Source organism: Maricaulis sp. (assembly GCF_048269565.1).
Lineage (GTDB): Bacteria > Pseudomonadota > Alphaproteobacteria > Caulobacterales > Maricaulaceae > Maricaulis.
Map to the genome: position 1 here is coordinate 84751 of NZ_JBLXIK010000003.1, position 24533 is coordinate 109283.

At 64.3% G+C, this 24533-nt stretch carries 22 protein-coding genes, 1 tRNA gene and 1 pseudogene; 11 read left to right on the forward strand and 13 right to left on the reverse strand.

Features of this window, described 5'->3' with window-relative positions; genetic code table 11:
• Nucleotides 1-151 precede the first annotated feature (151 nt).
• Nucleotides 152-1216 carry a serine hydrolase domain-containing protein gene (locus tag ACN0YL_RS07175; protein WP_417497512.1) on the forward strand — a complete coding sequence of 355 codons (1065 nt, stop codon included), beginning with the start codon at nt 152-154 and terminating at the stop codon, nt 1214-1216.
• Between the two features lie 131 nt (nt 1217-1347).
• Here ACN0YL_RS07175 and cydX read toward each other — a convergent pair whose 3' ends face one another.
• From cydX to ACN0YL_RS07190, 3 genes are read right to left on the reverse strand one after another with little or no spacing between them, the layout of a single operon-like run.
• Complete coding sequence (gene cydX, locus ACN0YL_RS07180) at nt 1348-1470, reverse strand: cytochrome bd-I oxidase subunit CydX (RefSeq protein ID WP_417497513.1); 123 nt, start codon at nt 1468-1470, stop codon at nt 1348-1350.
• 19 nt (nt 1471-1489) lie between these two features.
• Nucleotides 1490-2635: a cytochrome d ubiquinol oxidase subunit II gene (gene cydB, locus ACN0YL_RS07185; RefSeq protein WP_417497514.1), complete on the reverse strand. Its 1146-nt coding sequence runs from the start codon at nt 2633-2635 to the stop codon at nt 1490-1492.
• Nucleotides 2636-2644: 9 nt separating this feature from the next.
• Nucleotides 2645-4240, reverse strand: a complete 1596-nt coding sequence (locus tag ACN0YL_RS07190; protein ID WP_417497515.1) for a cytochrome ubiquinol oxidase subunit I — start codon at nt 4238-4240, stop codon at nt 2645-2647.
• 64 nt (nt 4241-4304) lie between these two features.
• On the opposite strand from ACN0YL_RS07190, the gene cydD reads away from it, so the two are divergent.
• Genes cydD through ACN0YL_RS07205 form a run of 3 tightly spaced genes read left to right on the forward strand, consistent with a single transcriptional unit; the run spans nt 4305 to nt 8196 of the window.
• The gene (gene cydD / locus ACN0YL_RS07195) at nt 4305-6017 is read left to right on the forward strand and encodes a thiol reductant ABC exporter subunit CydD (protein ID WP_417497516.1); all 1713 of its coding nucleotides are present in this window, start codon (nt 4305-4307) and stop codon (nt 6015-6017) included.
• Nucleotides 6014-7717, forward strand: a complete 1704-nt coding sequence (locus ACN0YL_RS07200; RefSeq protein WP_417497517.1) for an amino acid ABC transporter ATP-binding/permease protein — start codon at nt 6014-6016, stop codon at nt 7715-7717. The genes cydD and ACN0YL_RS07200 overlap by 4 nt, the downstream gene beginning before the upstream one ends.
• Nucleotides 7714-8196 carry an Rrf2 family transcriptional regulator gene (locus ACN0YL_RS07205; protein ID WP_417497518.1) on the forward strand — a complete coding sequence of 161 codons (483 nt, stop codon included), beginning with the start codon at nt 7714-7716 and terminating at the stop codon, nt 8194-8196. Before ACN0YL_RS07200 ends, ACN0YL_RS07205 begins: the two co-directional genes overlap by 4 nt.
• Nucleotides 8197-8308: 112 nt before the next feature.
• Here the strand turns inward: ACN0YL_RS07205 and ACN0YL_RS07210 are convergent.
• Together ACN0YL_RS07210 and ACN0YL_RS07215 are read right to left on the reverse strand one after the other, a co-directional pair.
• Nucleotides 8309-9024 (reverse strand): annotated as a pseudogene (locus ACN0YL_RS07210) (IS6 family transposase).
• Between the two features lie 487 nt (nt 9025-9511).
• Entirely contained in the window at nt 9512-10867 is a 1356-nt protein-coding gene (locus tag ACN0YL_RS07215; protein ID WP_417497519.1) for an RHS repeat-associated core domain-containing protein, read from the reverse strand.
• A gap of 332 nt (nt 10868-11199) precedes the next feature.
• Here ACN0YL_RS07215 and ACN0YL_RS07220 point away from each other — a divergent pair, with 332 nt between their 5' ends.
• A complete protein-coding gene (locus tag ACN0YL_RS07220) occupies nt 11200-11325 on the forward strand; it encodes a hypothetical protein (RefSeq protein WP_417497520.1) in 126 nt (41 codons plus the stop codon).
• A gap of 647 nt (nt 11326-11972) precedes the next feature.
• On the opposite strand, the gene ACN0YL_RS07225 is transcribed toward ACN0YL_RS07220, so the two are convergent.
• The 6 genes from ACN0YL_RS07225 to ACN0YL_RS07250 form a co-directional block, all read right to left on the reverse strand.
• Nucleotides 11973-12344 carry a hypothetical protein gene (locus tag ACN0YL_RS07225; protein WP_417497521.1) on the reverse strand — a complete coding sequence of 124 codons (372 nt, stop codon included), beginning with the start codon at nt 12342-12344 and terminating at the stop codon, nt 11973-11975.
• Nucleotides 12341-13417, reverse strand: a complete 1077-nt coding sequence (locus tag ACN0YL_RS07230) for an RHS repeat-associated core domain-containing protein (protein WP_417497522.1) — start codon at nt 13415-13417, stop codon at nt 12341-12343. Before ACN0YL_RS07230 ends, ACN0YL_RS07225 begins: the two co-directional genes overlap by 4 nt.
• Nucleotides 13308-13739: a hypothetical protein gene (locus ACN0YL_RS07235; RefSeq protein WP_417497523.1), complete on the reverse strand. Its 432-nt coding sequence runs from the start codon at nt 13737-13739 to the stop codon at nt 13308-13310. Before ACN0YL_RS07235 ends, ACN0YL_RS07230 begins: the two co-directional genes overlap by 110 nt.
• Nucleotides 13740-14108: 369 nt before the next feature.
• Nucleotides 14109-14199 (reverse strand) — tRNA-Ser (locus tag ACN0YL_RS07240).
• Nucleotides 14200-14309: 110 nt separating this feature from the next.
• Nucleotides 14310-15521 (reverse strand): acyl-CoA dehydrogenase, encoded by a 1212-nt coding sequence (locus tag ACN0YL_RS07245; protein WP_417497524.1) that lies wholly within the window; start codon nt 15519-15521, stop codon nt 14310-14312.
• Nucleotides 15518-16336, reverse strand: a complete 819-nt coding sequence (locus tag ACN0YL_RS07250; RefSeq protein ID WP_417497525.1) for an enoyl-CoA hydratase/isomerase family protein — start codon at nt 16334-16336, stop codon at nt 15518-15520. Before ACN0YL_RS07250 ends, ACN0YL_RS07245 begins: the two co-directional genes overlap by 4 nt.
• Before the next feature lie 140 nt (nt 16337-16476).
• Between ACN0YL_RS07250 and ACN0YL_RS07255 the strand changes: the two genes are divergently transcribed.
• Nucleotides 16477-17946 carry a sodium/proline symporter gene (locus ACN0YL_RS07255; RefSeq protein ID WP_417497526.1) on the forward strand — a complete coding sequence of 490 codons (1470 nt, stop codon included), beginning with the start codon at nt 16477-16479 and terminating at the stop codon, nt 17944-17946.
• On the opposite strand, the gene ACN0YL_RS07260 is transcribed toward ACN0YL_RS07255, so the two are convergent.
• Nucleotides 17943-19517 carry a class I adenylate-forming enzyme family protein gene (locus ACN0YL_RS07260; protein ID WP_417497527.1) on the reverse strand — a complete coding sequence of 525 codons (1575 nt, stop codon included), beginning with the start codon at nt 19515-19517 and terminating at the stop codon, nt 17943-17945. The two genes, ACN0YL_RS07255 and ACN0YL_RS07260, sit on opposite strands and share 4 nt — an antisense overlap.
• A gap of 291 nt (nt 19518-19808) precedes the next feature.
• Here ACN0YL_RS07260 and ACN0YL_RS07265 point away from each other — a divergent pair, with 291 nt between their 5' ends.
• From ACN0YL_RS07265 to ccmI, 5 genes are all read left to right on the forward strand, one after another.
• Nucleotides 19809-20297, forward strand: coding sequence for an AAA family ATPase (locus ACN0YL_RS07265; protein ID WP_417497528.1), 489 nt, complete (start codon nt 19809-19811; stop codon nt 20295-20297).
• A gap of 66 nt (nt 20298-20363) precedes the next feature.
• A complete protein-coding gene (locus ACN0YL_RS07270) occupies nt 20364-22340 on the forward strand; it encodes a heme lyase CcmF/NrfE family subunit (protein ID WP_417497529.1) in 1977 nt (658 codons plus the stop codon).
• Nucleotides 22340-22873: a DsbE family thiol:disulfide interchange protein gene (locus ACN0YL_RS07275; protein ID WP_417497530.1), complete on the forward strand. Its 534-nt coding sequence runs from the start codon at nt 22340-22342 to the stop codon at nt 22871-22873. The genes ACN0YL_RS07270 and ACN0YL_RS07275 overlap by 1 nt, the downstream gene beginning before the upstream one ends.
• Complete coding sequence (locus ACN0YL_RS07280) at nt 22873-23331, forward strand: cytochrome c-type biogenesis protein (RefSeq protein ID WP_417497531.1); 459 nt, start codon at nt 22873-22875, stop codon at nt 23329-23331. Before ACN0YL_RS07275 ends, ACN0YL_RS07280 begins: the two co-directional genes overlap by 1 nt.
• Nucleotides 23328-24161, forward strand: coding sequence for a c-type cytochrome biogenesis protein CcmI (gene ccmI / locus ACN0YL_RS07285; protein WP_417497532.1), 834 nt, complete (start codon nt 23328-23330; stop codon nt 24159-24161). Before ACN0YL_RS07280 ends, ccmI begins: the two co-directional genes overlap by 4 nt.
• A gap of 45 nt (nt 24162-24206) precedes the next feature.
• On the opposite strand, the gene ACN0YL_RS07290 is transcribed toward ccmI, so the two are convergent.
• Nucleotides 24207-24422: a hypothetical protein gene (locus tag ACN0YL_RS07290; protein ID WP_417497533.1), complete on the reverse strand. Its 216-nt coding sequence runs from the start codon at nt 24420-24422 to the stop codon at nt 24207-24209.
• Between the last annotated feature and the right edge of the window lie 111 nt (nt 24423-24533).

Sequence of the window (24533 nt, forward strand, 5' to 3'; positions counted from 1 at the left end):
AGTGCCTGCACCGGTTGTGGCGCATCGCGGCCCTGCCAGGCGCGCGGGTGCGGCGGCGTCACAAGTGTGTGATCGGCGGCAGCCGGGGCTTTGCGGGCGGCGGCGGCGATGATTGTCTGGCCGGATTCAGATGCATCGGGGATGCCGGAATATGAATCATGTCCTGCTGATCGGCCTGCTCGGCCTGGTGCTTCAGCTACCCGCCGCGCGGGCCGACGGGGGAGGCGATCCCGGTCGTGGGCAATGGGCGCTCGATTGCGAGGCTGCGGCGCAATACAGCCGCGGCACGCGCGGGATTGCGGTGCTGGTGGTGCTGCACGGCTCGATCGTGTGCGAGGACTATGCCGACGGCATTGATCCCGATCAAAGCTGGGAATTGGCCAGTGCGGTCAAGAGCTTCACTGCCGTCATCGCCGCGGCAGCCGTGCAGGACGGGCTCATCACCCTGGACGAGACGGTCGCCGACACCATCACCGAATGGCAGGACGACCCGCGACGCTCGCAGATCACGGTGCGGCAATTGCTGGCCCAGACCAGCGGCCTGGCGTCGCGCAATGATGATGTGCGTATCCCCGGTTATCGCGCCGCCATTCGCACACGCGCCCGCCACGAGCCGGGCGCGGCCTTTATCTACAGTGCGCGTCATTTCCAGGCCTTTGGCGAGTTCATGCGCCGCAAGCTGGAAGCGGCCGGGCTCGATGCGACGCCGGCGCATTATCTGACGCGACGCGTTCTCGCCCCGGCCGGGATCGAGCTGGGCAGCTGGGGCGCGATTGACGGCATGCCGGTGATGTCGGAGGCGGTCGAGATAACGCCGCGTAACTGGGCCCGCTTCGGTGAGCTGGTCCTGCGCGGGGGTGTCGCCGGCGGTATCAGCCTGGTCGACCGCGACGCCCTGGCCGCGAGTTTTGAGCCGGGGCAGGCCAATCCGGTCTATGGCCTGTCCTGGTGGTTGCCCGATCATGAGCGGGCCTACCTGTTGCGACGCGCGCCGAGGCATTTCCTGCTCGATACGATCGAGTACGGAGAAGGCTTGCCGGCGCTGCGTGTCGCCGCCGGCGCGGGCCGCCAGCGCCTCTATCTGATGCCGGAACTGGACATGCTGGTCGTGCGAATGACCCGCGGCGTCACCGCCGACCCGGCAACGCGCGAGGCGCGCTGGTCCGATACCGAATTCCTCACCCGCCTGCTCACGCGAGTGCCTGCCAGCGAATAGGGCGTAGATGCGGGCATGCTCCGGCGCCGGCGAAAAAATGCGGCGGGGTTCGAACGCGAAACAATTGTTTCCTCGTCATTTCTGTCGAGTCCGGACGATCACCGCCCGGCGTGATACTGCACCGACAACCCCTATTCGGCGCATTCGATCTCGTCGCAATTAACCGCGTCGGACGTGAATTCCAGCCACAGCGCGTTCAGGATGCCGAAACCGAGCGCCGCCGAGAGGCCGAGTATCCAGGTGAAATACCACATCACTTATTTCCTTTCCGGCTCAATAGGAGCCCGGTGACTGGGCTTCATCGGTGGTCACGCGGCCCCACAGGACCTTGAACACCCAGGCGGTGTAAAACAGGATGAGCGGCACGAAGATCGCCGTCATGATCAACATGAAGAACAAGGTGCCGGCGCTCGACGAGCTGTCCCAGACTGTCAGGCTGGCATCGGGATTGAGCGAGCTGGGCAGGATGAAGGGGAACATCGAGACTCCCGCCGTTGCGACCACGCCAGCTACCGAGACACCCGAACTGACCAGGCTCATCGCATTGCGCTTTTTGGCCAGACCGAAGGCCGCCACGGCGGCACCGGCCGCCGCCATCAACGGCGCGATCACCATCCACGGATGGCGGCCGTAATTGCCGAGCCAGGCACCGGCCCCGACCTCCACGGTCTTGCGCAGAGGATTGGACGGTCCGTCGGTGACCACGTCGGATGTAATGGCATAGCCCGGCAGTAGTGTGGCAACCCAGATGCCCGCCACGACAAACAGGATCACGGTCACGATGGCGGCGATCGAGCCGAAGCGCGCCGCGCGGTCGCGCACCACACCCTTCTCGGCCTTGACCACCAGCCAGGACGCGCCGTGCATGACCAGCATGGCTACCGAGATCAGGCCGGCCAGCAGGCCGAAGGGATTGAGCAGGCCGATCAGGCCGCCCTCATAGGTCGCTCGCAGCATGGGATCGAGGTCAAAGGGCACGCCGCGCAGGACATTGCCGACCGCGACACCGAAGATCAGGGCCGGGACGAAACCGCCGACAAACAGGGCCCAGTCCCAATTGCGCCGCCAGGCAGCTCCGGGACGCTTGGACCGGTATTTGAAACCGACCGGTCGCAGGATCAGCGAGGCCAACACCACGAACATGGCGAGATAGAAGCCGGAAAAACTGATGGCATAGACGAATGGCCAGGCGGCAAAGATCGCGCCACCGCCAAGGACCAGCCAGACCTGGTGACCCTCCCACATCGGGCCGATCGTATTGATAACGAGACGACGTTCGGCATCGGTCTTGGCGACGAAGGGCAGCAGGGTCGCAACCCCGAGATCATATCCGTCCGTCACGGCAAAGCCGATCAGGAGGACGCCCAGCAATACCCACCAGATGAGGCGGAGTGTGGTGTAATCGAGTGGCAATTCCATCATCAACTCCTATTGATCGTAGAGCGGCGCCGGGATGGCGGCGTTTGGCGCGTGGGCTGCAGAGCCGGGCACCGTCTGCGCTGTCGGAGCGGAAGCGACCGGCCCCTGCCGGATGGCCCGCACCATCAGCATCACCTCGATGACCGCCAGGACGCCATAAAGGGCGGTGAAGCCGATCATGGTCAGGATGACCTGGCTGGCCGAAAGGCTGGACACGCCCATGAAGGTCGGCAGCACGCCGTCAATCACCCAGGGCTGACGCCCGGTTTCTGCCAGCACCCAGCCCAGCTCGGCAGCGAGCCAGGGCAGCGGAATGATCGCCACCGCCAGTCGCAGGAACCAGCGCGGCAATTGCCGCTTCATGCTGGAGAAGTAGAAGGAGGCACCAAATACGGCGATGAAGAAGAAGCCGAGACCGGCCATCAGCCGGAAGGACCAGAAGGACATCGCCACATTGGGCACAGTGTCCCAGGCGGCCTGTTCGATCTGCTCCGGCGTCGCCTGGCGCGGATCATCGAGATGGCGCAGCAAGAGCATGCCATAGCCCAGATCACGCTTGTGGAGCTCGAACTGTTCGCGCGCTGCCACGTCCTCATGATCGATCGCAAGGCGTTGCACGGCGTCATAGGCGAGAATGCCATTCTCGATCCGGTCCTCGGCGATCGCCACCAGCGGCAAAATACCCTCGACCTCACCGTCCAGACTGCGCGTCGCGATCAGGCCGAGCACCCACGGCACCTGGATCTCGTAACGGGTTTCACGTCCCTCCTGATCGGGAATGCCGACCAAGGTCAGCGGCGCCGGCGCCTCTTCGGTGTGCCACATGGCCTCGAGGGCCGCGAGTTTCATGCGCTGGTTGTCGGTCAGCGTATAGCCACTCTCATCGCCAAGCACGACGACCGACAGCGCCGAGGCGAGACCGAAGGCCGAGGCGACAGCGACCGAGCGCTTGGCGAGCCCACGGTGACGTCCCTTCAGGAGATAGAAGGCGGAAACGCCCAGCACGAAGACCGAGGCCGTCACATAGCCGGCCGAGACCGTGTGGACGAATTTCGCCTGGGCGACCGGATTGAACAGGACTTCCATGAAGTTGACGACTTCCATCCGCATCGTGTCGGGGTTGAATTCCGAACCGACCGGGTTCTGCATCCAGCCATTGGCGATCAGGATCCACAGCGCGGAGAGGTTGGAGCCGAGCGCCACCAGGCCGGTCACCATCCAATGGATTGGACGCGACAGCTTGTCCCAGCCAAAGAACATCAGGCCGACAAAGGTCGCTTCGAGGAAGAAGGCCATCAGGCCCTCGATCGCCAGCGGTGCGCCGAAAATATCGCCGACATAATGCGAGTAATAGGACCAGTTGGTGCCGAACTGGAACTCCATCGTGATCCCGGTGGCGACACCGAGCACAAAGTTGATCCCGAACAGGGTCATCCAGAATTTGGTGATGTCCTTCCACACCTGTTTGCCGGTCAGGACATAGGCCCCCTCCATGATCACGAGGATCATCGAAAGACCCAGGGTCAGGGGGACGAACAGGAAATGATACATCGCCGTGAGCGCGAATTGCCATCGCGACAGGTCGGCAACAAGAAGCTGTTCCATGGCTTGCACTCCGGGCTCAGCGCTTTAACTTGCACTCTACATACGACTTATGGAAAGAGCCGCAATGGGCGAAACGTCGCATGCCAAAGTCCGGTCTGCCGCCACCGGGGATACCCGGCTGGACGGGCGCGCGGAGCTGGCCCGCTGGTCCCGGAGAGCCGCACCCTATACCCGGCTATCCATGCTTGCCAACGGTTTGCAGACCCTTTGCGCCATTGGCTTCGCCGCGGCCTTTGCCGGCGCCGTCGCTGCCCTGGCCGATGGGCGTGACCCGACCCTTTCCCTGGCTCTGGCGGCGCTGTTTGTCGGTTTGCGTGCCGGCTTCGGCTATCTGGGCCAGGTCACGGCTGAGCGCGCCGGGGAACGACTGGTGCGCTCCGCACGGCAGGACATCATGCGCGTCATTGGCGAGGGCGGCCCGACCGTGCTCGACGGCGCCCCGACCGGGGAACGGATTGCCCAACTGGTCGACCGGACCGCCCTGCTGGCGGGACACACCGCGCAATGGCTGCCCGGACGCATGGCTGCCATCATCACGCCCGTGCTCGTGCTGATCGCGGTTTTCACCCAGAGCTGGCTGGCCGGCGTGTTGATCCTCGTCTCAACCCTCATGCTGCCGGTCTTCATCTGGCTGACGGCTTCGGAGACCGCGGCCCTGGCCCGTGCCCAGCAAGCCTCCCTCGACGCGCTCGCCGGCGTGTTTGAAACCCGGACCCGCATCACGGGGACGATCCGGGCCTTCAATGCGGTCACGCGCGAGGCCGATACGATCCACGCGGCGACCGGGGAGCTGGCCCGCAAGACCATGGCGATCCTGCGCGTCGCCTTCCTGTCGACCGCCGTGCTGGAGTTCTTCAGCTCGGTCTCGATTGCCCTGGTGGCGGTTTATGTCGGCTTCAAACTGCTCGGCGTCTTCCCCTTCCCGACCGGCGAGATACTCACCCTGCGAGAAGGCCTGATGGCGCTCATCCTCGCGCCGGAATTCTTCGCACCCATCCGCCAGCTTTCCAGCCTCCACCATGCCCGCAGCGACGCCGCCGCCGCCGCTGAATCGCTGGCGGGTCTGACCAATGCCGGGCCATCAACCCCGCCCGTCCGCCTTCCCCCGCTTGACCATGCCCCGACGATCGACTGGCAGGCCGTCGCCCTCGGCCGGGGAGGCCACCGCGTCCTCGACCCGGTGACGGCGACCGCTCGAGCGGGTGAGATAACCGTCCTCTGGGGTCCCTCGGGCAGCGGCAAGACCACGCTCCTCCTCTCCCTGCTGGGCCTCGCCGAGACCTTGACCGGGCAGATCCGTGTCGATGGCGCACCGCTGGAGACAGGCCACTCGCTGGCGGCCTCAGCCGCCTATATCGGCCAACGTCCCTGGGCGGTGGAAGGGAGCGTTCGGGACAATCTGCGTCTGGCCGGGACAGCCGCCGATGACGAGGCCATGTGCAATGCGCTCATCGCGGCCGGGTGCGACAGCTTTCTCGGTCCGAAGGACAGCATGCTCGATGTCGAAATCGGCGCCGGTGGTGCGGGGCTGTCCGGCGGCGAGCTGCAAAGACTGGCGATTGCCCGCGCCCTGGCCGGCGAGGCCCGTCTTCTCCTGCTGGATGAACCGAGCGCGCATCTCGATGAAGCCCGCGAGCAGGCCTTGCTCGCCACCCTGCGCCGCATCGCGCCCGATCGGACCATCCTTGTCGCCAGCCACAGCGCGGCCGTGCGGCAAATGGCCGACCGGATCATCGCGCTCGAGACCGATACCGCCAATGCGGAGGCCGCCTCATGATCCGCCTTTGGACCCATCTCGGTCGCCCCCAGGCCGGGCGCATTCTTGTTGCCATTGCCCTGAGCGCGGCGGGCGGTATCCTCGCCGTTGTGCTGCTCGGTGTCTCTGGCTGGTTTCTGACCGCCAGCGCGATTGCCGGCAGTGCCGGAGCCGGGCTGCTCTTCAATCATCTCTATCCCAGCGCGACGGTGCGCGGCACCGCGATGGGCCGCATCGTCGCCCGCTATGGCGAACAGCTGGTCGGCCATGATGCGACCTTGCGAATCTCGTCAGACCTGCGGCGCGCCCTCTTCCTCGCCACCGCCCGGGCCACCGCCGGCCTGCGTCGTGGCAGCTCTGACGAATTATCGGTGGTGCTGGACGATGTCCGCCACGTCGAAGCCGGCCTGCTGCGCATCGCGCTGCCCGGTATCGCAGCCCTGGCCGGATCGCTGGCCGCGCTCGGCTTCGCCGCCTTTGCCGGCATCCTCGCCCTGCTCACGGTCGCACTGGGGCTGGGCGCTGCGCTGGCGCTCGGCACGGGGCCGGGACTGCGCCAGCAACGCCGCGCCGATGCGCAGCAGGCCGCGATCGCGGATCGACTGCGCCGGGATGCTGCGGAGCTGGTCGAGAACCGGATCGAGCTGGAAGCGCTGGGCCGGTTCACCGATCATGGCGCGCGATGGGGCGAACTGGCCGTTGAGGCCGAAACCGCCGGGCTGGCCGCGCGCCGCCGCGGGCATGTCATTGCCGCGACCACCAGTGCTCTGGGCGGGCTCACCGCCCTGATTGCCGTTCTGGCCGGCCTGGCGGACGGAGCGGGTATCGCCATCCTCGCCGGCATGGCGCTTGCCGTGCTGGCAGCGCATCAAGGCCTGGCGCTGTTCCTCGCCGGCCTGGCCAACCTGCCGGCGACCCGGATTGCCCTGTCACGCGTTCAGACGCGACTGGAAGCCTCTGCCGTCATCAAGGACGTTGATCCGGCCGCAGCGCAGCCGGTCACCGACATCCTGCCGCTTCGGCTTGACGGACTGACGGTCGGTTTCGAACCAGGCCACCCCATCACCGAGCCCGTCTCCCTGGAATTGCAGTCTGGCGCGGTCCTTGAAGTCACCGGCCCGTCCGGTACCGGCAAGACGACGCTCCTGGAAACCCTCGCCCGCTTGCGCGAGCCGATCAGCGGGATACTGCTTTTCGGTGGCATCAAAGCACAGGCCTGCCGGGCCGCCGCGATCCGCCAGTCGATCGGGATCGCGCCGCAAATCCCCGATGTCCTGCCAGGTGATCTGCGCGAGACCCTGCGCCTCGCCAAGCCAGACGCCAGCGATGCGGAATTGATGTCGGCCTGTCAGATCGCCGGCTTTGATGTGCGGCTGGAGGCCGACGGGGCCGGGCTCGACCAAGCTGTCGAGGAAGGTGGGGCCAATTTTTCCGGCGGTGAATTGCGCCGCCTCAGCCTGGCCCGCGCCCTGTTGCGGCAACCGCGCCTTGTTCTGCTCGACGAACCCTTCGCCGGTCTCGATGCAGCAATGGCCGGCGGACTGGCGGGCCGACTGGCCGAATGGGCTGGCAAGACTGGATCGGCGCTGGTGGTGGTCACCCATTCACCGGACCGGTCCCGATGGCCCGGCCTGTCCTATCAGCAGATCGAGTTGCAGCCGCTGGTGGGCCGGGAACGCACGGCCCCGGCCGGCATGCCGGAAACAGGAGGTCGCCCATGAGATTGACCCATTTCACCAATTACGCGCTTCGAATGCTGCAATACGCCGCGCTGCGCGACGGCGAGGTCAGCCGGGTCGCGGATATTGCCCAGATCCACCGGGCCTCGGTCCATCACATGATCAAGGTGGCCAACATGCTGGGCCGGGCCGGATATCTGAAAACCCTGCGCGGGCGCAGTGGCGGCATCCGGCTGGCCAAGCCGGCGCACGAGATCACGGTGGGAGAGATTGTCCGGATCACGGAAGCGCCTCTGGAGCTGGCCGAATGCTTCAACGCCGAGAGCAATACCTGCCCCCTGATCGGCATCTGCAATTTGTCGCGCACCTGGCACCGCGCACTCGCTGCCTTTCTGGAAGTGTTGGATGGAGTGACGGTCGCCGACCTCGCCGCCAATCGCGGCGAGCTGATGGACCGCCTGATGCTGCCTCCGGACCTCGATCCGGATGACGGGCCTGATGCCATACCGGATCCGGTGTAACGCTAGACTGACCGGCTTCCGAGCTCGTCCCAGGGCGTTGCCAGACCAACGCGAACCGGGGTGTTGCCAGACCAACGCGAACCGGTCTGCGAAATCGACCACCGACCTTAACTCAGGCGGCAAGTTGGCGCCATTCGGCCAGAGCGGCGGATCGGTTTTGCTTGAATGTTTCTCTGCGGTTCAGGTGACGTTCGTGGCTGAAGTGGTTGTGGACGGATGATTGAGCGGAAACGAATTTCTGTAGGGTCTCGAAGCTGCGAAACTTGCCCATCGCGCGTTCCTTTCGCCGGAAGGGGAGGTGGGAGTTTTCGGCCCGGTTGTTGAGCCAGCGGCCCGTCTCCTGGTGGCCGGCATTGCCGATCACGTTCATCGCGGCTCGGTAGGAGCGTAGCCGATCCGTCACCACGACTTGCGGATTGCCGTATCGCTTCATCGTTCGGCGCAAGAACCTCAACGCTGCCTTGCGATCCCGGCGTCTGGTGACATAGACCTCAAGCACCTCGCCCTCGTGATCGACGGCGCGCCAGAGATAGTGAAGCTCACCGTTTATGTTGGCTATGCCGGCCTTCGGCTCACGAAAACCTCGTCGAGGTGCCAAGTCCAGTTCGAGAATTTTCGACTGGCAACCCGCCGCTTTCTGACCTGCGCTGCGAACCTCGGTCCGAACCGGTTCCACCAGAAGCGCACCGTTTCGTGGGTGATATCTATCCCGCGCTCGTGGAGCAGGTCCTCGACGTTTCGCAGCGAGAGCGGATAGCGGATGTACATCATCACCGCCAGGCGGATGATCTCCGGCGAAGTCTTGAAATATTTGAACGGATTACGCATCGGGTGAGACTAGGGAACCACGTTCCCGCACTCAAGGCGTTTTAATCTGACAACACCTGCCGCGTACTTAGTGTGTCAAAACTCCAGTTAATTCACCCACTCGGCCAGCGCTCATCTCATCCGAAAAGGCGTATTGAATTTGAGTACATTGACTGTAAAACTCAAAATCATTGTAGTATTTAACGGCAAATTCTCCAATTACATTGTCTAGATGACATCGAAATAAAAATGATGTGAATTCATCCCTTTCTATTGTCTCTTGGTACTGCGCGGCAGCGGCACATTGGATTACCGTGGAATTTGTCACGTCAATTCTGATATTGGAAGAAGCATACCTTGGGGCAGACCCGCATCCACCTTGCCCGCAAAGCTCAAGTAGGTGTTGCGCCGCCACAATAGACCTCACCGAACCACATTCAGGTTGAGCACCGCAGCCTACCAGTCCCATCGACATCATCACAGTTATTAGCGTTCGCATGGCATGCTCCTACCTTCTACTGGTTACTGTGAAGGAATATGTTCTGGTGAACTCAAGTGGCATCGGTGTCCCGTCCCTTCTAGGTATGAGACCCGGCTCACCCTGCGAACCGGGCTCGCCTAGGCGAGGATTCGGGATGTTAAAGGAGCCTGCGCTTATGATCAGTGCATCTTCGAACGCAGACGCCCCATCAGGTGCCCAGCTAAACTCCCGATCCGAGAACGTTATCCTACCCGTCACAATCCAACTCCCGTCTGCCGCAGCCTGGAGCTGAGCATCAACGTATCCATCAAAACGACCAACGGTCGAACGTGACGTGCGCCCTAGCGCCAGAATTCCATCAACTCCGGTTTCTGCATTGAAGTCGGTGTTGTGTCTAACGCCAACCGGTCGACCACTTTGCTGGCTAGCAGCCAAGGCTGCTGCATATCTACCGTTTTGCATGCTTGTCGCGATCTGGTCGCCAATATCAATCGCATCATCCATGCCGTAAACTTCGGGGGCCGCCCAATAGGGATCGCCGGTACCAAGATTAAAGTGCCGCTGCATACCCTGATTAGTTTGCGGCTGGTCCCCCCTGCCGAACCCACGGTCAGGGGTTCCCGCGTGCGTCGGGGCATCGAAATCTCCTTGGCATCTTTCTCCGCAATCCCCCCTCATCCCACTTGGATCCGTCGCATTCAGCGGATTATTCCCGACATAGGCATACAGATTCATCTGATCCGCATAGCCAATCGGATCGGTCTCCAGAAACCGCCCGATCTGGGGCCAGTAATAGCGCGCCCGGTAATAATACAGCCCGCTCTCGGCGTCATAGCGGCGGCCGGTATAGCGGAAGGGATTGCCGGAGGTGTCGAGCTGGGCTTCGACGCCATAGGGGGTGTAGACATACTGGTCGGTGAGGGCGCCCGATTGCTGGTTGGACAGCGCGATCACTGAACCGAGCCGGTTGGCATGATAATAGCGGCGCATCAGTGCCGCGCCGGTGGCCGGGTCGGTGACGATCATCGTCTCGCGCTGATCGATGCCGGGGCCCGGCACATAGCGCACCAGGACTTGACCGGCCGCATTGACCTCGCTGATCTCCATCCCGCCGGCATGCACATAGCCGGTCCAGCTGGCGCCGCTATTGAGGCTCTTGCCGATGCGCCGGCCAATGACGTCATATTGGTAGGTGGTGGTCTGGCCCGGCTCGGCAATGCCGGTCAGCCGGTTGCGGGTGTCGTGATTGAAAAAGCGCGTGCCGTCGCCGGAGAAATTGTCGCTGCCGTCATAGCTGAGCGACCAGCTCGATGCGCCCGCCGATCCGGTCAGCGAGACGGTATCGTATTGATTGACGGTATTGGTCGGCTCGTCAGTGCGCACCGAGGCCGCGCTGTCGAAATCCCAGCTCTCGCTGGCACCAGCCGCCGACCACAGCCAGCCAGGAGCATCGGCGGCCGATTGGACATAGACAAGGCCGCGGATCAGGCCATCGCAGGGCCAGGCCCCGCTCTGAAAACCATGCCGGGATCCGGCCAGACTGGACTTGCCTCGTCAAGGGTTTCAACCGCGCAGCGGCGCTACGCGCCCTTGACGAGACAAGTCCAGCCTGGCGCCCTGCTTGGCAAGGATTTCAGGGAGGGATGTGCCCGGCGCGGGCCGGGGCAGGATTGGAGATTCAAGCGATCTTATGGATGCTTGGCTTGCGGAAATGGGTGCCTGTCACCATTTATTTCGAGGCCGTCACCCGCTTTACCCCCGAAGAAAAGAAGATCGCCAAGGCCCTCATCGAGAGCCTGATCCTCAAGCACGACAGCGTGCGTTTCTCCCGGGCCTCATAACCGCCGCTTCCTCTCAGCGGCCGTCACCCCGTCTTGCCGCGCCGGCGTCATCGCCAGCGTGTTGGCGAAGCCGTTCTCAGCTCTATTTGAAGATCGAGGCACAGCTGGATTGCGGGGCGGGGTTTCGGTCCGGACGGGGCGGATTGGGCGGTCCTGCAGACGGTAAATCGCCCTGCCGCACCGCTGCGGCAGAGGTGCGGCAAGAGTGCGGCAGTGCCACACGCTGCGGCACCGGTGCGGCACAAGTGCGGCGCCCATGCCGCACGCTGCGGCACGTGTGTTTATCCAATAAGTTCTGGATGTTACAGCGGCCCCGCATTTTTCGTGCGGCAATTGTGCGGCAAGCATTGCGCCAAGTGGAGGGGCCACTAGTTCGAGATATTTATCGTATATTCAGATACTTACCGCCGACTTCGGCGGCGCGCATTTTAGTGCATCTTGTGTGACAGTCAGAACCGCTCGTGCGCTTCGCCAAATCGGGGGCGTTCCGGTCACGCCGCTGCCGTGGGACCCGGGTTGTCCCTCCAGCGACCTTCCCCATTATCCTTGTCTCAACGGCGGGGTGCATTCCAGGCGATCAATTGTGTCCGTCCCAAATGTTTTACGGTACGACGAAAATGTCGTGTGTCCCTGGTTATTACCCCGATCTACATTTCTTCCGACGGCCCTTCGCGGCGAGACCACCCCACAGCACAATCGGGGTAAATAATAGCCCACACCGCTATCCCATCTTCACGTCGAAGATGGATTCTGATTTCCCCTGTAGCCGGGCGCTCCAACGACTCGACACTCAGCTGGTCGATGCTCTCAGTATCTCCCCTGACCGCGTCGCCGAGCGGTTTAGCGATCAGCGCCTCTTTTGCACGGAGCACAGCCGCGTCGTCGCTCATGCTCACGCATCGCGTTTGCTCTTCAGCCGGCCCCAAGAACCAATCAGATTTCAGAAAATAATCGACACCAAAGACTGCCGTGCCGATCAGCAGAACGAGCAACCCGATCGTCGCAACCGCTTTTCTCATTGTTCTTCTTTCACATTGATTTCTTGAGACCCGAAGAAGGTGATGTCGTAGTCCTGACCGCCATGTTGCTGCTGTTGATCAGCAGCCCAGGCCGTGAGTTCGGAAGCTAGACCAGTTCGATTGGGGTCTGCAGGATAATCTTGACGATCAAGCTCCCCGGTCACGCTCGCATCCAGGTTCCAATTGCCATCGCTATCGATGGAAACCTGACCTGTCACGGTCACGCTGAATCGACCGATGCCGCCTTTTTGGTAAGTGCCAGTGTTGCCATCAAATCCGCCCCCAGCATTTACTTCTGTCATGTTGACATCAACAGGCGCACCAGTCTGCCGGGCCGCGTCGATTGCGCCGCCTAGTGCAGAGCTAGGATCAGCAGCGAGCGTCTGGAGGGAACCGCCCAAATCCGCCAAATTTACTTGCCGGAAATCTGCTTCTCGCGGAGATCCATCGCCCATGATGGCGTGGGCGTTGATGACGCCAGCGGCAGCCGGGTCAATATTCCGAATATTCGGGTTATCGGCTCCCCGCGTTTTACCAGTCACCCTGCAGCCAGAAACTCTACGGAATTGGCCGCACATTCCGCTTGGGTCTGTCATGTTCAGCGGATTATTGCCGACATAGGCATACAGATTCATCTGATCCGCATACCCAATCGGATCGGTCTCCAGAAACCGCCCTATCTGGGGCCAGTAATACCGCGCCCGGTAATAATACAGCCCGCTCTCGGCGTCATAGCGGCGGCCGGTATAGCGGAAGGGATTGCCGGAGGTGTCGAGCGGGGCTTCGACGCCCCCGGAACGGGTCCGGGGCAGGCTCCGGGGGTGTAGACATACTGGTCGGTGAGGGCGCCCGATTGCTGGTTGGTCAGGGCGATGCCCCGTCACGCCCGCAGCTCGCGCAGCGGGCGAGGACGGACAAATCAAAAAGGAGGGCCGAGCCGGTTGGCGTGATAGTACCGGCGGGTCAGCGCCGCGCCCGTGGCCGGGTCGGTGACGATCCCCCGGGCCGGGCCTGCCCGGCCCGCCCGAGGGCAGGCATCGTCTCGCGCTGATCGATGCCGGGGCCTGGCACATAGCGCACCAGGACTTGCCCGGTCGCATTGACCTCGCTGATCTCCATCCCGCCGGCATGCACATAGCCGGTCCAGCTGGCACCGCTATTGAGGCTCTTGCCGATGCGCCGGCCGATCACGTCATATTGATAGGTCGTGGTCTGGCCCGGCTCGGCAATGCCGGTCAGCCGGTTGCGGGTGTCGTGATTGAAGAAGCGGGTGCCGTCGCCGGAGAGATTGTCGCTGCCGTCATAGCTGAGCGACCAGCTCGATGTGCCCGCCGATCCGGTCAGCGAGACGGTATCGTATTGATTGACGGTATTGGTCGGCTCGTCCGGGCGCACCGAGTTGGCGCTGTCGAAATCCCGGCGCCTCCCGTCCCGGCCTGTCCACGCCCTTGCCGGGCGCGTTATACTGCTGACGCCAGAGGCGATGCGGGAGGTGCGGAGATCATGAAAACAGCGTCAGAAGCAGACGGGAAATCCATATATGATTGTTTTCAAGCCACATTTTGCGCTTTTCGAGCAAATTCAGGGCGACGCAAGGACACCCCGGGGCATCATCAACGTCATATGAAGCGGTGATCAATGGCCACTCAAAGACAGACCCGGCATAAACAGCGCGACCACGCCCGGCTGGCGCGCGGGCCATCAGGGCAGACGCCTCGTGCCGCAGGTCCGGGACCGGTGCCGGGGTCTGGTGTCGGGGGTTAGTGGCGGAGAGGAAGGGATTCGAACCCTCGGTACGCTTTTGGCGTACACTCCCTTAGCAGGGGAGCGCCTTCGACCACTCGGCCACCTCTCCACCTGCGGGTTTAGAATGCCCGGGCGGCGGCTTCAAGCGCCAGTTGCGGCAAAAGGCTGCACTGAACACACCTGTGGTTCGGGCGCGTGCGGTGCAGCCTTGCTGTGGGCCTAGAAAAACGCCTGCAGACCGGTCTGGGCACGGCCCAGGATCAGGGCGTGGACGTCGTGGGCGCCTTCATAGGTGTTGACGGTTTCCAGATTGACCATGTGGCGCATGACCTGGAATTCCTCGGAAATGCCGTTGCCGCCGTGCATGTCGCGCGCCTGGCGGGCGATATCGAGCGCCTTGCCGCAATTATTGCGTTTGACGATCGAGATCATTTCCGGCGCCGCCTTGGCCTCGTCCATCAGCCGGCCGACACGCAGGCTGGCCTGCAGGCCGAGCGCGATCTCGGTCTGCATGTCGGCGAGCTTCTTCTGGTAGAGCTGGGTCTGGGCGAGGGGGCGGCCGAACTGTTTGCGGTCGAGCCCGTATTGCCGCGCCGCATGCCAGCAGAATTCCGCCGCACCGAGCGCGCCCCAGGAGATACCGTAGCGGGCGCGATTGAGACAGCCGAACGGGCCTTTCAGGCCGGAGACATTCGGCAGCAGCGCGTCTTCGGAGACCTCGACATTATCCATCACGATCTCGCCGGTGATCGAGGCCCGCAGCGAGAGCTTGCCGCCGATCTTGGGGGCGGAGAGGCCCTTCATGCCCTTCTCCAGAACGAAGCCGCGAATCTTGCCGTCATGGGCGTCGGATTTGGCCCAGACGACGAAGACATCGGCGATCGGTGAATTGGAGATCCACATTTTCGAGCCGTTGAGGCAATAGCCATCGGCGGTCTTGGTGGCGCGGGTTTTCATGCCGCCGGGATCGGAGCCGGCATCCGGCTCGGTCAGGCCGAAACAGCCGATATATTCACCGCTGGCCAGCTTGGGCAGATATTTCATCCGCTGGTCTTCCGAGCCATAGGCATGGATCGGATACATCACCAAGGACGACTGCACCGACATCATCGAGCGATAGCCCGAATCGACGCGCTCGACCTCGCGGGCGACCAGGCCGTAGGCGACATAGCCCAGCTCGGCGCCGCCATAGGCTTCCGGAATGGTCGAGCCGAGAAGGCCAAGCTCACCCATTTCGCGGAAGATGTCCGGATCGGTCCTTTCCTCGCGGAAGGCCTCGATCACGCGCGGCTGCAGCTTGTCCTGCGCATAGGCGCGGGCGGCATCGCGGACCAGGCGTTCTTCCTCGGTCAGCTGGTCGTCGAGGCGGAAGGCGTCCTCCCAGTCGAAGGGCCCGAGATCCGGTGCATCCTTGGCTTTGAGCTTGGTCATTGATTGGTCGTCCCCGTGTCAGTTTCCGGATTGCTGTGGCTGAAATCCGGTTTCCGCTTGTCGAGAAAGGCGCGATAGCCTTCGTTGAAATCTGCATGCGTGAAAGCGCCGGCAAACAGGGCTTTCGTGCTGTCATCGTCCTGGTCCTGGCCGGCCAGGACGCGCGCGATCATCTGTTTGGTGAATTCGGCCGAATAGGGCGACATGTCCAGCAGATGATCCACATAATCGCTCACCATCCGCTCCAGCCCGGCCGGCGCCGTGACCCGGTTGGCGAGGCCGCAGGCCAGCGCTTCGGCGGCGTCGAGCGTGCGGGCCGAGAACAGCATGTCCCTGGCCATCGGCGCGCCGACCGTATCGACCAGGCGCTTGGTATCGTTGAAGGGATAGATCAGGCCCATCTTGGCCGGGGTGATGGCGAAGCGGGCGCTTTCGTCGGCAAAGCGCAGGTCGCAGGCCAGCGCCAGGCCGCAGCCGCCGCCGACGCAGGCGCCGCGGATCATCGCGATGGTCGGGTGGGGGAAGGCGGCCAGGGCATCGAGCGCGGCCGCGATCTGGCGCGAATAGGCCGCGCCGCGTTCCGGCGTGGCGTAGACCTCGGCGAATTCCGAGATGTCGGCGCCCGAGGCGAAGGCATCGCCGGCGCCGCGCACGACCAGGACACGGCAATCCTTGGCGATGCCGTCCAGCAGTGCGGGCAGGGCGGCCCACATCGCTTGTGTGAAGGCATTGCGCTTGTGCGGCCGGTTGAGCACGAGTTCGGCAATGGCGCCGCGGCGTTGCAGCAGAAGCGTGTCGTCGAGCGGTTCGGTCATCGGCGCTGGGTTTCTCGTTCCGGAAGCGATCAGACGCAGCGAAGCATTGGTGCCGCCGCAAAAACCAGCATAAACCTGTGGCATCGGTTGAGAGAAGCGCGGTGCTGCGTTTGTCGCGACGGCGGGCGGGGGAGAGCCTTATGAACCAGCAAACAGTCATCGTCCTGGTCACGCTGGTGATCTATAATCTGGTTCTGGTCGGTGTCGGCATCTGGGCCAGCAAGCGCAACAGGAATGAATCCGACTTCTTCGTCGCCAGCCAGGGGCTGGGCGCCTGGGTCGCCGGCCTCTCCTACGCCGCCTCGACGTCGTCGGCCTGGGTGCTGCTGGGCTTTACCGGCTTTGTCTATGCCACCGGCCTGTCGGCGCTGTGGATGGTGCCGGGGATCTGGGGCGGCTATGTCGCGGTCTGGCTGTGGTTCGGCCAGCGCCTGCGCGAGGAAACCGCCGAGCGCGGCCATGTCACCCTGACCGATTTCCTCGCCGCGAAAGCGAGCGGCCGGACGCGGGTGATGATCACCGGTCTGGCCTCGCTCTTCATCGTCTTTTGCTTCGTCTTCTATATCGCGGCCCAGTTCGGCGCCGCCGCGGCGGCCTTCGAGACCCAATTCCCCCTTAACCAGACCGAAGCGGTGATGATCGGTGCTGCGGTGATCCTGATCTATTCCCTGCTCGGCGGGTTCTGGGCGGTGAGCGTCACCGACATGCTTCAGGGCTTCATGATGGTGCTGGTCGCGCTGACCCTGCCGGTCGCCGCCCTGATGGCCGCCGGCGGGCCGGCCCAGGTCTTCGCCACCCTCGCGGCCGAGGCGCCGCCGGAATATCTGCAGATCACGGGCGGCCGCGCCGGCTTCATGCTGGCCGGCTTCGTGCTGGGCGTCTGGGGTGTCGGCATCGGCGCGCTGGGACAGCCGCAATTGATGTCACGCCTGATGGCGATCAAGGACGAGGCGGCGCGCTATCGCGGCTTCGCCATCGCCATTGTCTGGGCCGTGATCATGTTCACCGGCATGACCGTGCTAGCGCTGGCCGGCCGTGCCCTGGTTGGCGGGGCGGAGAATGGCGAAAACCTGTTCTACCTGCTCGCCGGCGACCTCCTGCCGCCAATCCTGGCCGGTATCGTGCTCGCCGCCGTGCTGTCGGCGGTCATGTCGACGGTGGATTCCATCCTGCTCGTCGCCGCCGCCGCCATCGCCCATGACATGGGCCTGTCGCGGCGTTTTCCCGGCAGCGAACTGACGGTGTCGCGCATTGTCATGCTCGCCATCGCCCTGGTCGCGATCTGGATGACACTGGCGCTGCCGAGCACGATTTTCGCCCGCGTCCTGTTCGCCTGGGCGGCGCTGGGTGCGGCCTTTGGCCCGATCATCATCATGCGGGTGATGCGCATCGAGCCGAAGGGATGGGCCGTGATCGCCGCGATGGCGAGCGGCTTTGCGCTGACGGTTTTCTTCAACGCCATGGGCGCTGTCGATCCGGCCGGGCTCGACGGGGTGATGCGAACCCTGTCCGACCTGGCCCGCCTGCCGGGCGACCCGTTCGAGCGCGTTGTGCCCTGGATGCCGGCGCTGGCGATCCTGTGGTTCGGGCGGCAGAAGGCGGCGGTCTAGCCCGGCGGATCGAATTTCGCCCGCAATTCCCGCTTCAGCACCTTGCCGTTCGGATTGCGTGGCAGTTCGGCGACGATGTGCAGGGCCGACAGACGCTGGCGCTTGCCGACACGCTGATTGACCCAGTCGAGCAGCTCGCCGATCACAAGGGCGGCGCCGGGCCTGGCCTCGACGACACCGACGGGTGTCTCGCCCCAGACCGCATCGGGCAGGCCGATCACGGCTGCTGCCGCGACGGCCTCATGGCTGATCAGCACCTGTTCGATATCGGCCGGATAGATATTCTGGCCGCCGGAGACGATCATGTCCTTCTTGCGGTCGACGATATAGAGGAAGCGCTCGGCATCGAGCTTGCCGATATCGCCGGTGCGCAGCCAGGTCCGGCCGGACGGATCGGTCCAGCTGGCCTCGCCCGTCGCGTCGGGATTACGCCAATAGCCGGGCATCACGATGGCGCCGCGGCTGACGATCTCGCCGGCCGTGCCGGCCGGGCATTCGACGCCGTCCTCATCGATGATCTTCAGATCCGTGCCGGGCAGGGGCTTGCCGACCGAGGCGAGACGACCGGGCGCATCCTCCGGGTCCAGCGTCGTGATGACACCCTCAGTCAGGCCGTAGAGCTCGATCACACCGCACGCGAATTGCTCGAACAAGCCTGCCTTCAGGCGCTCGGGCAGGGATGAGCCGCAGGACATCATCGCCTGCATCGAGCCCGTATCGGTGCGGGCGATGGCGGGATGGTCGAGCAGGCGCTGATACTGCACCGGCACCATCGCTGTATGGGTAATGCCCTGCCGCGCGATCAGGGCCAGAGCGGGGCCGGTATCGAAACGCCGGGTGAGATGCAGCGTGCCGCCGACCAGAAAAGTGCAGAGCAGCATCACGCAGGCGATATTGGAATAGAGGCCGAGGGTGCACAGGGTGCGCGCACCGGAATGATAACGCAGCGCCAAGGCGAGATCGCGGGCCCAGGCGAGGCGGGTGGCATGGGTGTGGAGAATACCCTTGGGCCGCCCGGTCGTGCCGGAGGAGTAGATGATGTTGAAACCGTCATCCGGCGCGATCGCCACGGCCGGGGTCAGGGCAGCCTGGATGGCGAGCCAATTGCCGTAATCGAGCCAGCCATCGATCTCGCCCTCATCGCCGACGCGCACACAGTGCAGGCCGGCCGGCAGGTCCATCCTGTCGATCCGTTCCGCCTGGGCCGGCGTGGCGATCACCGCCCGGGCGCCGGCATCCTGGATCATCGCCGCCATCGCATCGTCGGAAATGGTCAGGTTGAGCGGTGCCGAGATACAGCCCGAACAGGCGATGCCGAGCAGCACCTCCACCGTCTCGCGCTCATTCTCCATCGCCACCACGACGACATCGCCGCGCCCGAGGCCGAGCGCGATCAGTCCGTTGGCGACCCGGTTGACCGCCTGGATCAGCGCCGACCACAACACCGTCTCGCCCTCGAACACCAGCGCCGGACTGGCGGCCCGCCAACGCCCGTGCAGCGCGAGGATGTCAGGCAATAGCGGTGCAGGCGCGGTGAGGGGCAGGCTGGCGGGATGGTCAATTTTCGGCATGACGCAGCTCGGGGTTGGCTTGCCGCCAGATTGCCGTCACCGGGGGTGGGGGTGTCAAGGCGGGAGTGGGGGGGCGGGCCACGATGCGTGCCGGTGCCCGCCTTGCCTGTCACGCCGGCCTGCGGTAAATCGCCAGGCATGACGGCGTCCGCATCCCATGCACAGCCCGCTCGCGCGGCGCAGCGAATTACGGTCCCGGTGCCGCTTGGCGGACCGGGTTATTCGTATTCGATCTGACGGGATGCCGGGCCTGTAGCTCAGCGACGGCGTCCACCGCATTATGGGGCCCTCATGCCAACCTCATCCACCCTTCATCTCGTCTGCGGCAAGATCGCGGCGGGTAAATCCACGCTCTGTCATCAGCTGGCGACGGGGGCCGACACGGTTCTCTTGTCCGAGGATGACTGGCTTTCGGGCCTCTTTCCCGGCGAAATATCCACTCCGGCCGACTATGTCCGTTGTTCGGCCCGGTTGCGCGCGCTGATCGGCCCGCATGTTGTGGCGCTGCTGCGCGCGGGTCTCAGCGTGGTGCTCGATTTCCCGGCCAATACCGTGTCCTCACGTGCCTGGATGCGGAGCATCATCGATGACGCGGCCGCCGCCCATACGCTGCACTGGCTCGACCTCGATGACGAGATCTGCAAGGCGCGCCTGCGCCAGCGCTATGCGGCCGGCGAGCACGCCTATGCCGCCAGCGAAGCCGAGTTCGAGCTGTTCACACGCTATTTCGTGCCGCCGGCGGCGGCCGAGGGGTTCGAGATTGTGGTACATCAGGCGTGAGCGCGCTCCCCCCCCTGCGACACCCGGCCCCTTGACGTCGGGCTCGTCCCGTAACACCAAGCCGCCATGATCGCTGAACTCGGCCAGGCCGCCCTTATTCTCGCTTTTGTTGTTGCGCTGTTGCAGGCCGTGCTCGGTTTTGCCGGCGTGGCGGTGCGTGACCCGGTATTCCATCGCTTTGCGCGCTCGGGGGCGATGGTCCAGTTCGTGCTGGTGGCCGCGGCCTTTGCCTGCCTGACGGCGCTGTTTGCGGTGTCGGACTTTTCGGTTCTGGTGGTGGCGCAGAACTCGCACACGCTCAAACCGCTGATCTACAAGCTCTCCGGCGTCTGGGGCAATCATGAGGGCTCGATGCTGTTATGGGCGCTGATCCTGACGGCCTACACGGCGGCGCTCGCGCTGTTTGCGCGGCATGTGGCGCCGCGTCTGATCACGCTGACCTTTTCGGTGCAGTCGCTGGTGACGGCGGCTTTCCTTGCCTTTTTGATCTTCACCTCCAATCCCTTCGCACGCCTCTGGCCGGTGCCGCTCGATGGCGCCGATCTCAACCCGCTACTGCAGGACCCGGGTCTGGCGACGCATCCGCCGATGCTCTATGCCGGCTATGTCGGCTTCTCGATCACCTTCTCCTTTGCCGTTGCCGCCCTGATCGAGGGCCGGGTCGATGCGCGCTGGGCCCGGATCGTGCGCCCCTGGGCGCTGACCGCCTGGACCTTCCTCACCATCGGCATCGCACTGGGCGCCAGCTGGGCCTATTACGAGCTGGGCTGGGGCGGCTGGTGGGCCTGGGACCCGGTCGAGAATGCCTCGCTGATGCCGTGGCTGGCGGGCACGGCCTTTATCCATTCCCTGCGGGTGATGGAAAAGCGCGACACCCTCAAGGCCTGGACCATCCTGCTGGCCCTGGTCACCTTCTCGCTCTCGCTGGTGGGGACATTCTTGGTGCGCTCCGGGGTCATTACATCGGTGCACGCCTTCGCCGTCGATCCGCAGCGCGGCGTGTTCATTCTCGGGATATTGCTGCTCGTGATTGGTGGCTCGCTGGCGCTTTACGGCCTGCGTGCCGGCCATCTCAAGCCGACCGGCGTATTTGCCGAAGTGAGCCGCGAAAGCACGCTGCTGGTCAATAACCTCTTCCTGGCTGCGGCCTGTGCCCTGGTCTTCTTCGGCACCTTCTATCCGCTCTTCATCACCACCGTGTCTGACGAGACGATCTCGATCGGCGCGCCGTTTTATCACGCCACCTTCATCCCGATGATGGCGGTTCTGTTCCTGCTGATCCCGGTCAGCGCCATGCTGGCCTGGAAGCGCGGCAAGCTGGGCCCGATCGCCCGCAAGCTGACCCCGGCCTTCATCGCCGCCATCGCCGCCGGACTGATCGCGCTGTGGGTTGCCGAACGCGAAGCCGTCGCCGGCGCAATCGGCACGGCGCTGGCGGTCTGGGTCGGGCTGGGCGTGCTGCTCGACCTGAAATCGCGGCTGAAACTGTTCGAGATCGATTTCGCCGCCAGCTGGGCGCGCGCCAAGCGCCTGCCGGCGGCGATCTGGGGCATGACCGTCGCCCATCTCGGCATTGCCGTCCTGATCTTCGCCGTGACGGGTGTGAGCGCCTGGAAGGACGAGGCCAGCGCCTTTTTGATGCCTGGCCAGTCGATGGAGCTCGATGGCTATGTGATCGAGCTGGTCGATGTCGAGCGCAGCGACCGGGAGAATTTCGTCTCCCAGGCCGGGACGCTGGCGATTTCGCGTGGCGGGCGCGAGCTTGGCGAGATGGTCGCCGAGCGGCGCTTTTACCCGGTGCGCGAGATGGCGACGACGGAATCGGCGATCCGGGCCCGGCTCGATGGCGATCTCTATGTCACGATCGGTGAGGGCGTCGAGGGACGCGGCTGGGCCGTGCATGCCTATGTCTATCCATTGGCGGTCTGGTTGTGGATCGGCGCGGCCTTGCTGGCGCTGGGCGGATTGCTGGCGCTTGGTGATCGTGGCCGCCGCGCCCTGAGTGCCCGCGCTCCGGCGGCGCCAAAGGCGGAGACAGGATGATGGGACGCTGGCTCGCCTTCCTGCCGCTGGTCCTGTTCGCCGTGCTGGCCGTGTATTTCGGCATGGGCCTGCGTGAGGATCCCGGCGCAATTCCGTCGCAGCTGATCGATGAGCCGCTGCCGGCCTTCGAGCTTGCCCCCATTGCCGGGGCCGAGGCCGGCCTGGCCAATAGCGACCTGGCCGGACAGGTCAGCCTGCTCAATGTGTTCGGATCCTGGTGCCCACCCTGCGCCATCGAGCACCCGATGCTGATGCAGATTGCGCGCTCGGGCATCGTACCGATCTACGGCATCGACTGGCGCGATACGCCGGAAGCCGGCGCCGCCTGGCTGGAGCGGCATGGCAATCCCTATACGGCGGTCGGGCTCGACCCCGACAGTCATCTGGCGATCGATCTGGGTATTACCGGCGCGCCGGAAAGCTTTCTGGTCGACCGCGACGGGCGCGTGCGCTATCGCCATGTCGGCATCATCACCGATACTGACTGGACGCAAACCCTGCTGCCCCTGATCCGCGAGCTGGAGGCCGAATGATGCGTGCCCTGATCGCCTGCCTCGCCCTGCTGCTGACCCCCGCCGCCTTCGCTGCGCCATCGCCGGATGAGGCCTATGCCGACGCGGCGATGGAACACCGGGCCCGCTCGCTCTACACCCAATTGCGCTGCGTCGTCTGTCAGAGCCAGAGCATTGACGAGTCCAATGCCTCGCTGGCGGAGGATATGCGCGTCGTGGTGCGCGAACGGCTCGATGCCGGCGATAGCGACGCTGATATCCTCGCCTACATGCAGGCGCGCTATGGCGATTATGTGCTGATGCTGCCGCCGCTGCAGGCCAATACGCTCGTGCTGTGGGGCTTGCCGATCTTCATTCTGCTGGCCGGCGGCCTGCTGGTCTTCGTCTTCATCCGGCGGCAGGCCCGGGCGCTGCCGGCCGAACTGACGCCCGAGGAAGAGGCTGAATTGGCCGTGCTGATGGAAGAGGAAGGCCAATGATGGTGTGGATTCTGATCGCGGTGATGGCCAGCCTCACCGTGGCGGCCCTGGTGCTGCCCTTCATGCGGCGGACGGGCGCGGCGCAAGGCGATGGGCTGGGCGCGTTTTCCGGCCAGCTCGACGAGTTGGCGCGGGATCGCGAGCTTGGCCTGATCGATCCCGACCAGGCCCGCGCAGCCGAGATCGATATCAAGCGGCGGCGCCTGGCTGCGTCGGCGCGCGACGACCGCGAAGGCGAGGGCGCGGCCAACCCGCTGCTGCGGCAGCTGGCGATCATCGCCTGCGGGCTTGGCGGTATCGCCGCGGTCGCGATTTATATGGTTATCGGCAGTCCGCTGCTGGTCGGTGCCAGCGAGCCGGAGCCTGTCGAAGTGTCCGGGGAGATGCGCGCCGTGCTCGACCAGGTCGAGACGCTGGCGGCGCAAATGGAGGCCGATCCCGGCAATGCCCAGGGCTGGGCCGTGCTGGGGCAGGCCTATCTCGGCCTTGGCCGCTATGGCGACGCTGCGGACGCTTTTGAACAGGCCATCGATATCGTGCCGGATTCGGCCTTTCTGTTTGCCTCGCTCGGGCAGGCGATCCTGTTTGGCGAGAATGGCACCATGACGCCGGCGGCGCGTGAGGCCTTTGCCCGCGCGCTTGATATCGAGCCGACAGATGTGCGGGCGCGTTTCTTCATGGCCGAAGCGCAATATCAGGCGGGAGAGCATGAGGCCGCGCAGGCGGCGTGGCAGGCGTTGCTGGCCGAATCTCCGGCTGATGCGGCCTACAGGGCGATGATCGAGGCGAGGCTCGCCAGTCTGTCAACGCAGCCGGAAGCGTCTGAATAGAGCCCTGGGTCGAGCGGTGAACCGGAAAACGGCCCTCTCCGGAGCCTAGTCCAGATTGCGGCGGCCGAATTCGGGCCCGGGACGGGCCGCGTCATCGCGAACCCAGCTGACGAACAGCTCGACTTGCCGTTCCGCTTCGATCTGCACCGACTCGGGAATCTGGGTGTGTTGCACAACCCGTTCGCGCAGGCTGGAAGGGCAGGCTGCCGCTGCAGCACCTGCTGTCGCGAAGACTGCGATCATAACGAGTGCGTTTTTCATCAAGCTCTCCCCAGCCGTGAATCAATCCGTCGGATGCATTACAGAAGCTTAATGAAGACGGGAGGTCCATCCCGACTATCGATAAAAAGGCGGAATTGTGGCGGTCCCTGC

Excerpts from the sequence above, each read along its gene's own strand:
- ACN0YL_RS07175 (WP_417497512.1), top strand. The coding sequence starts at position 152 with ATGAATCATGTCCTGCTGATCGGCCTGCTCGGCCTGGTGCTTCAGCTA.
- cydX (WP_417497513.1), bottom strand. The coding sequence starts at position 1,470 with ATGTGGTATTTCACCTGGATACTCGGCCTCTCGGCGGCGCTCGGTTTC.
- cydB (WP_417497514.1), bottom strand. The coding sequence starts at position 2,635 with ATGGAATTGCCACTCGATTACACCACACTCCGCCTCATCTGGTGGGTA.
- ACN0YL_RS07190 (WP_417497515.1), bottom strand. The coding sequence starts at position 4,240 with ATGGAACAGCTTCTTGTTGCCGACCTGTCGCGATGGCAATTCGCGCTC.
- cydD (WP_417497516.1), top strand. The coding sequence starts at position 4,305 with ATGGGCGAAACGTCGCATGCCAAAGTCCGGTCTGCCGCCACCGGGGAT.
- ACN0YL_RS07200 (WP_417497517.1), top strand. The coding sequence starts at position 6,014 with ATGATCCGCCTTTGGACCCATCTCGGTCGCCCCCAGGCCGGGCGCATT.
- ACN0YL_RS07205 (WP_417497518.1), top strand. The coding sequence starts at position 7,714 with ATGAGATTGACCCATTTCACCAATTACGCGCTTCGAATGCTGCAATAC.
- ACN0YL_RS07225 (WP_417497521.1), bottom strand. The coding sequence starts at position 12,344 with ATGAGAAAAGCGGTTGCGACGATCGGGTTGCTCGTTCTGCTGATCGGC.
- ACN0YL_RS07230 (WP_417497522.1), bottom strand. The coding sequence starts at position 13,417 with ATGTGCCAGGCCCCGGCATCGATCAGCGCGAGACGATGCCTGCCCTCG.
- ACN0YL_RS07245 (WP_417497524.1), bottom strand. The coding sequence starts at position 15,521 with ATGACCAAGCTCAAAGCCAAGGATGCACCGGATCTCGGGCCCTTCGAC.
- ACN0YL_RS07250 (WP_417497525.1), bottom strand. The coding sequence starts at position 16,336 with ATGACCGAACCGCTCGACGACACGCTTCTGCTGCAACGCCGCGGCGCC.
- ACN0YL_RS07255 (WP_417497526.1), top strand. The coding sequence starts at position 16,477 with ATGAACCAGCAAACAGTCATCGTCCTGGTCACGCTGGTGATCTATAAT.
- ACN0YL_RS07260 (WP_417497527.1), bottom strand. The coding sequence starts at position 19,517 with ATGCCGAAAATTGACCATCCCGCCAGCCTGCCCCTCACCGCGCCTGCA.
- ACN0YL_RS07265 (WP_417497528.1), top strand. The coding sequence starts at position 19,809 with ATGCCAACCTCATCCACCCTTCATCTCGTCTGCGGCAAGATCGCGGCG.
- ACN0YL_RS07270 (WP_417497529.1), top strand. The coding sequence starts at position 20,364 with ATGATCGCTGAACTCGGCCAGGCCGCCCTTATTCTCGCTTTTGTTGTT.
- ACN0YL_RS07275 (WP_417497530.1), top strand. The coding sequence starts at position 22,340 with ATGGGACGCTGGCTCGCCTTCCTGCCGCTGGTCCTGTTCGCCGTGCTG.
- ACN0YL_RS07280 (WP_417497531.1), top strand. The coding sequence starts at position 22,873 with ATGCGTGCCCTGATCGCCTGCCTCGCCCTGCTGCTGACCCCCGCCGCC.
- ccmI (WP_417497532.1), top strand. The coding sequence starts at position 23,328 with ATGATGGTGTGGATTCTGATCGCGGTGATGGCCAGCCTCACCGTGGCG.
- ACN0YL_RS07290 (WP_417497533.1), bottom strand. The coding sequence starts at position 24,422 with ATGAAAAACGCACTCGTTATGATCGCAGTCTTCGCGACAGCAGGTGCT.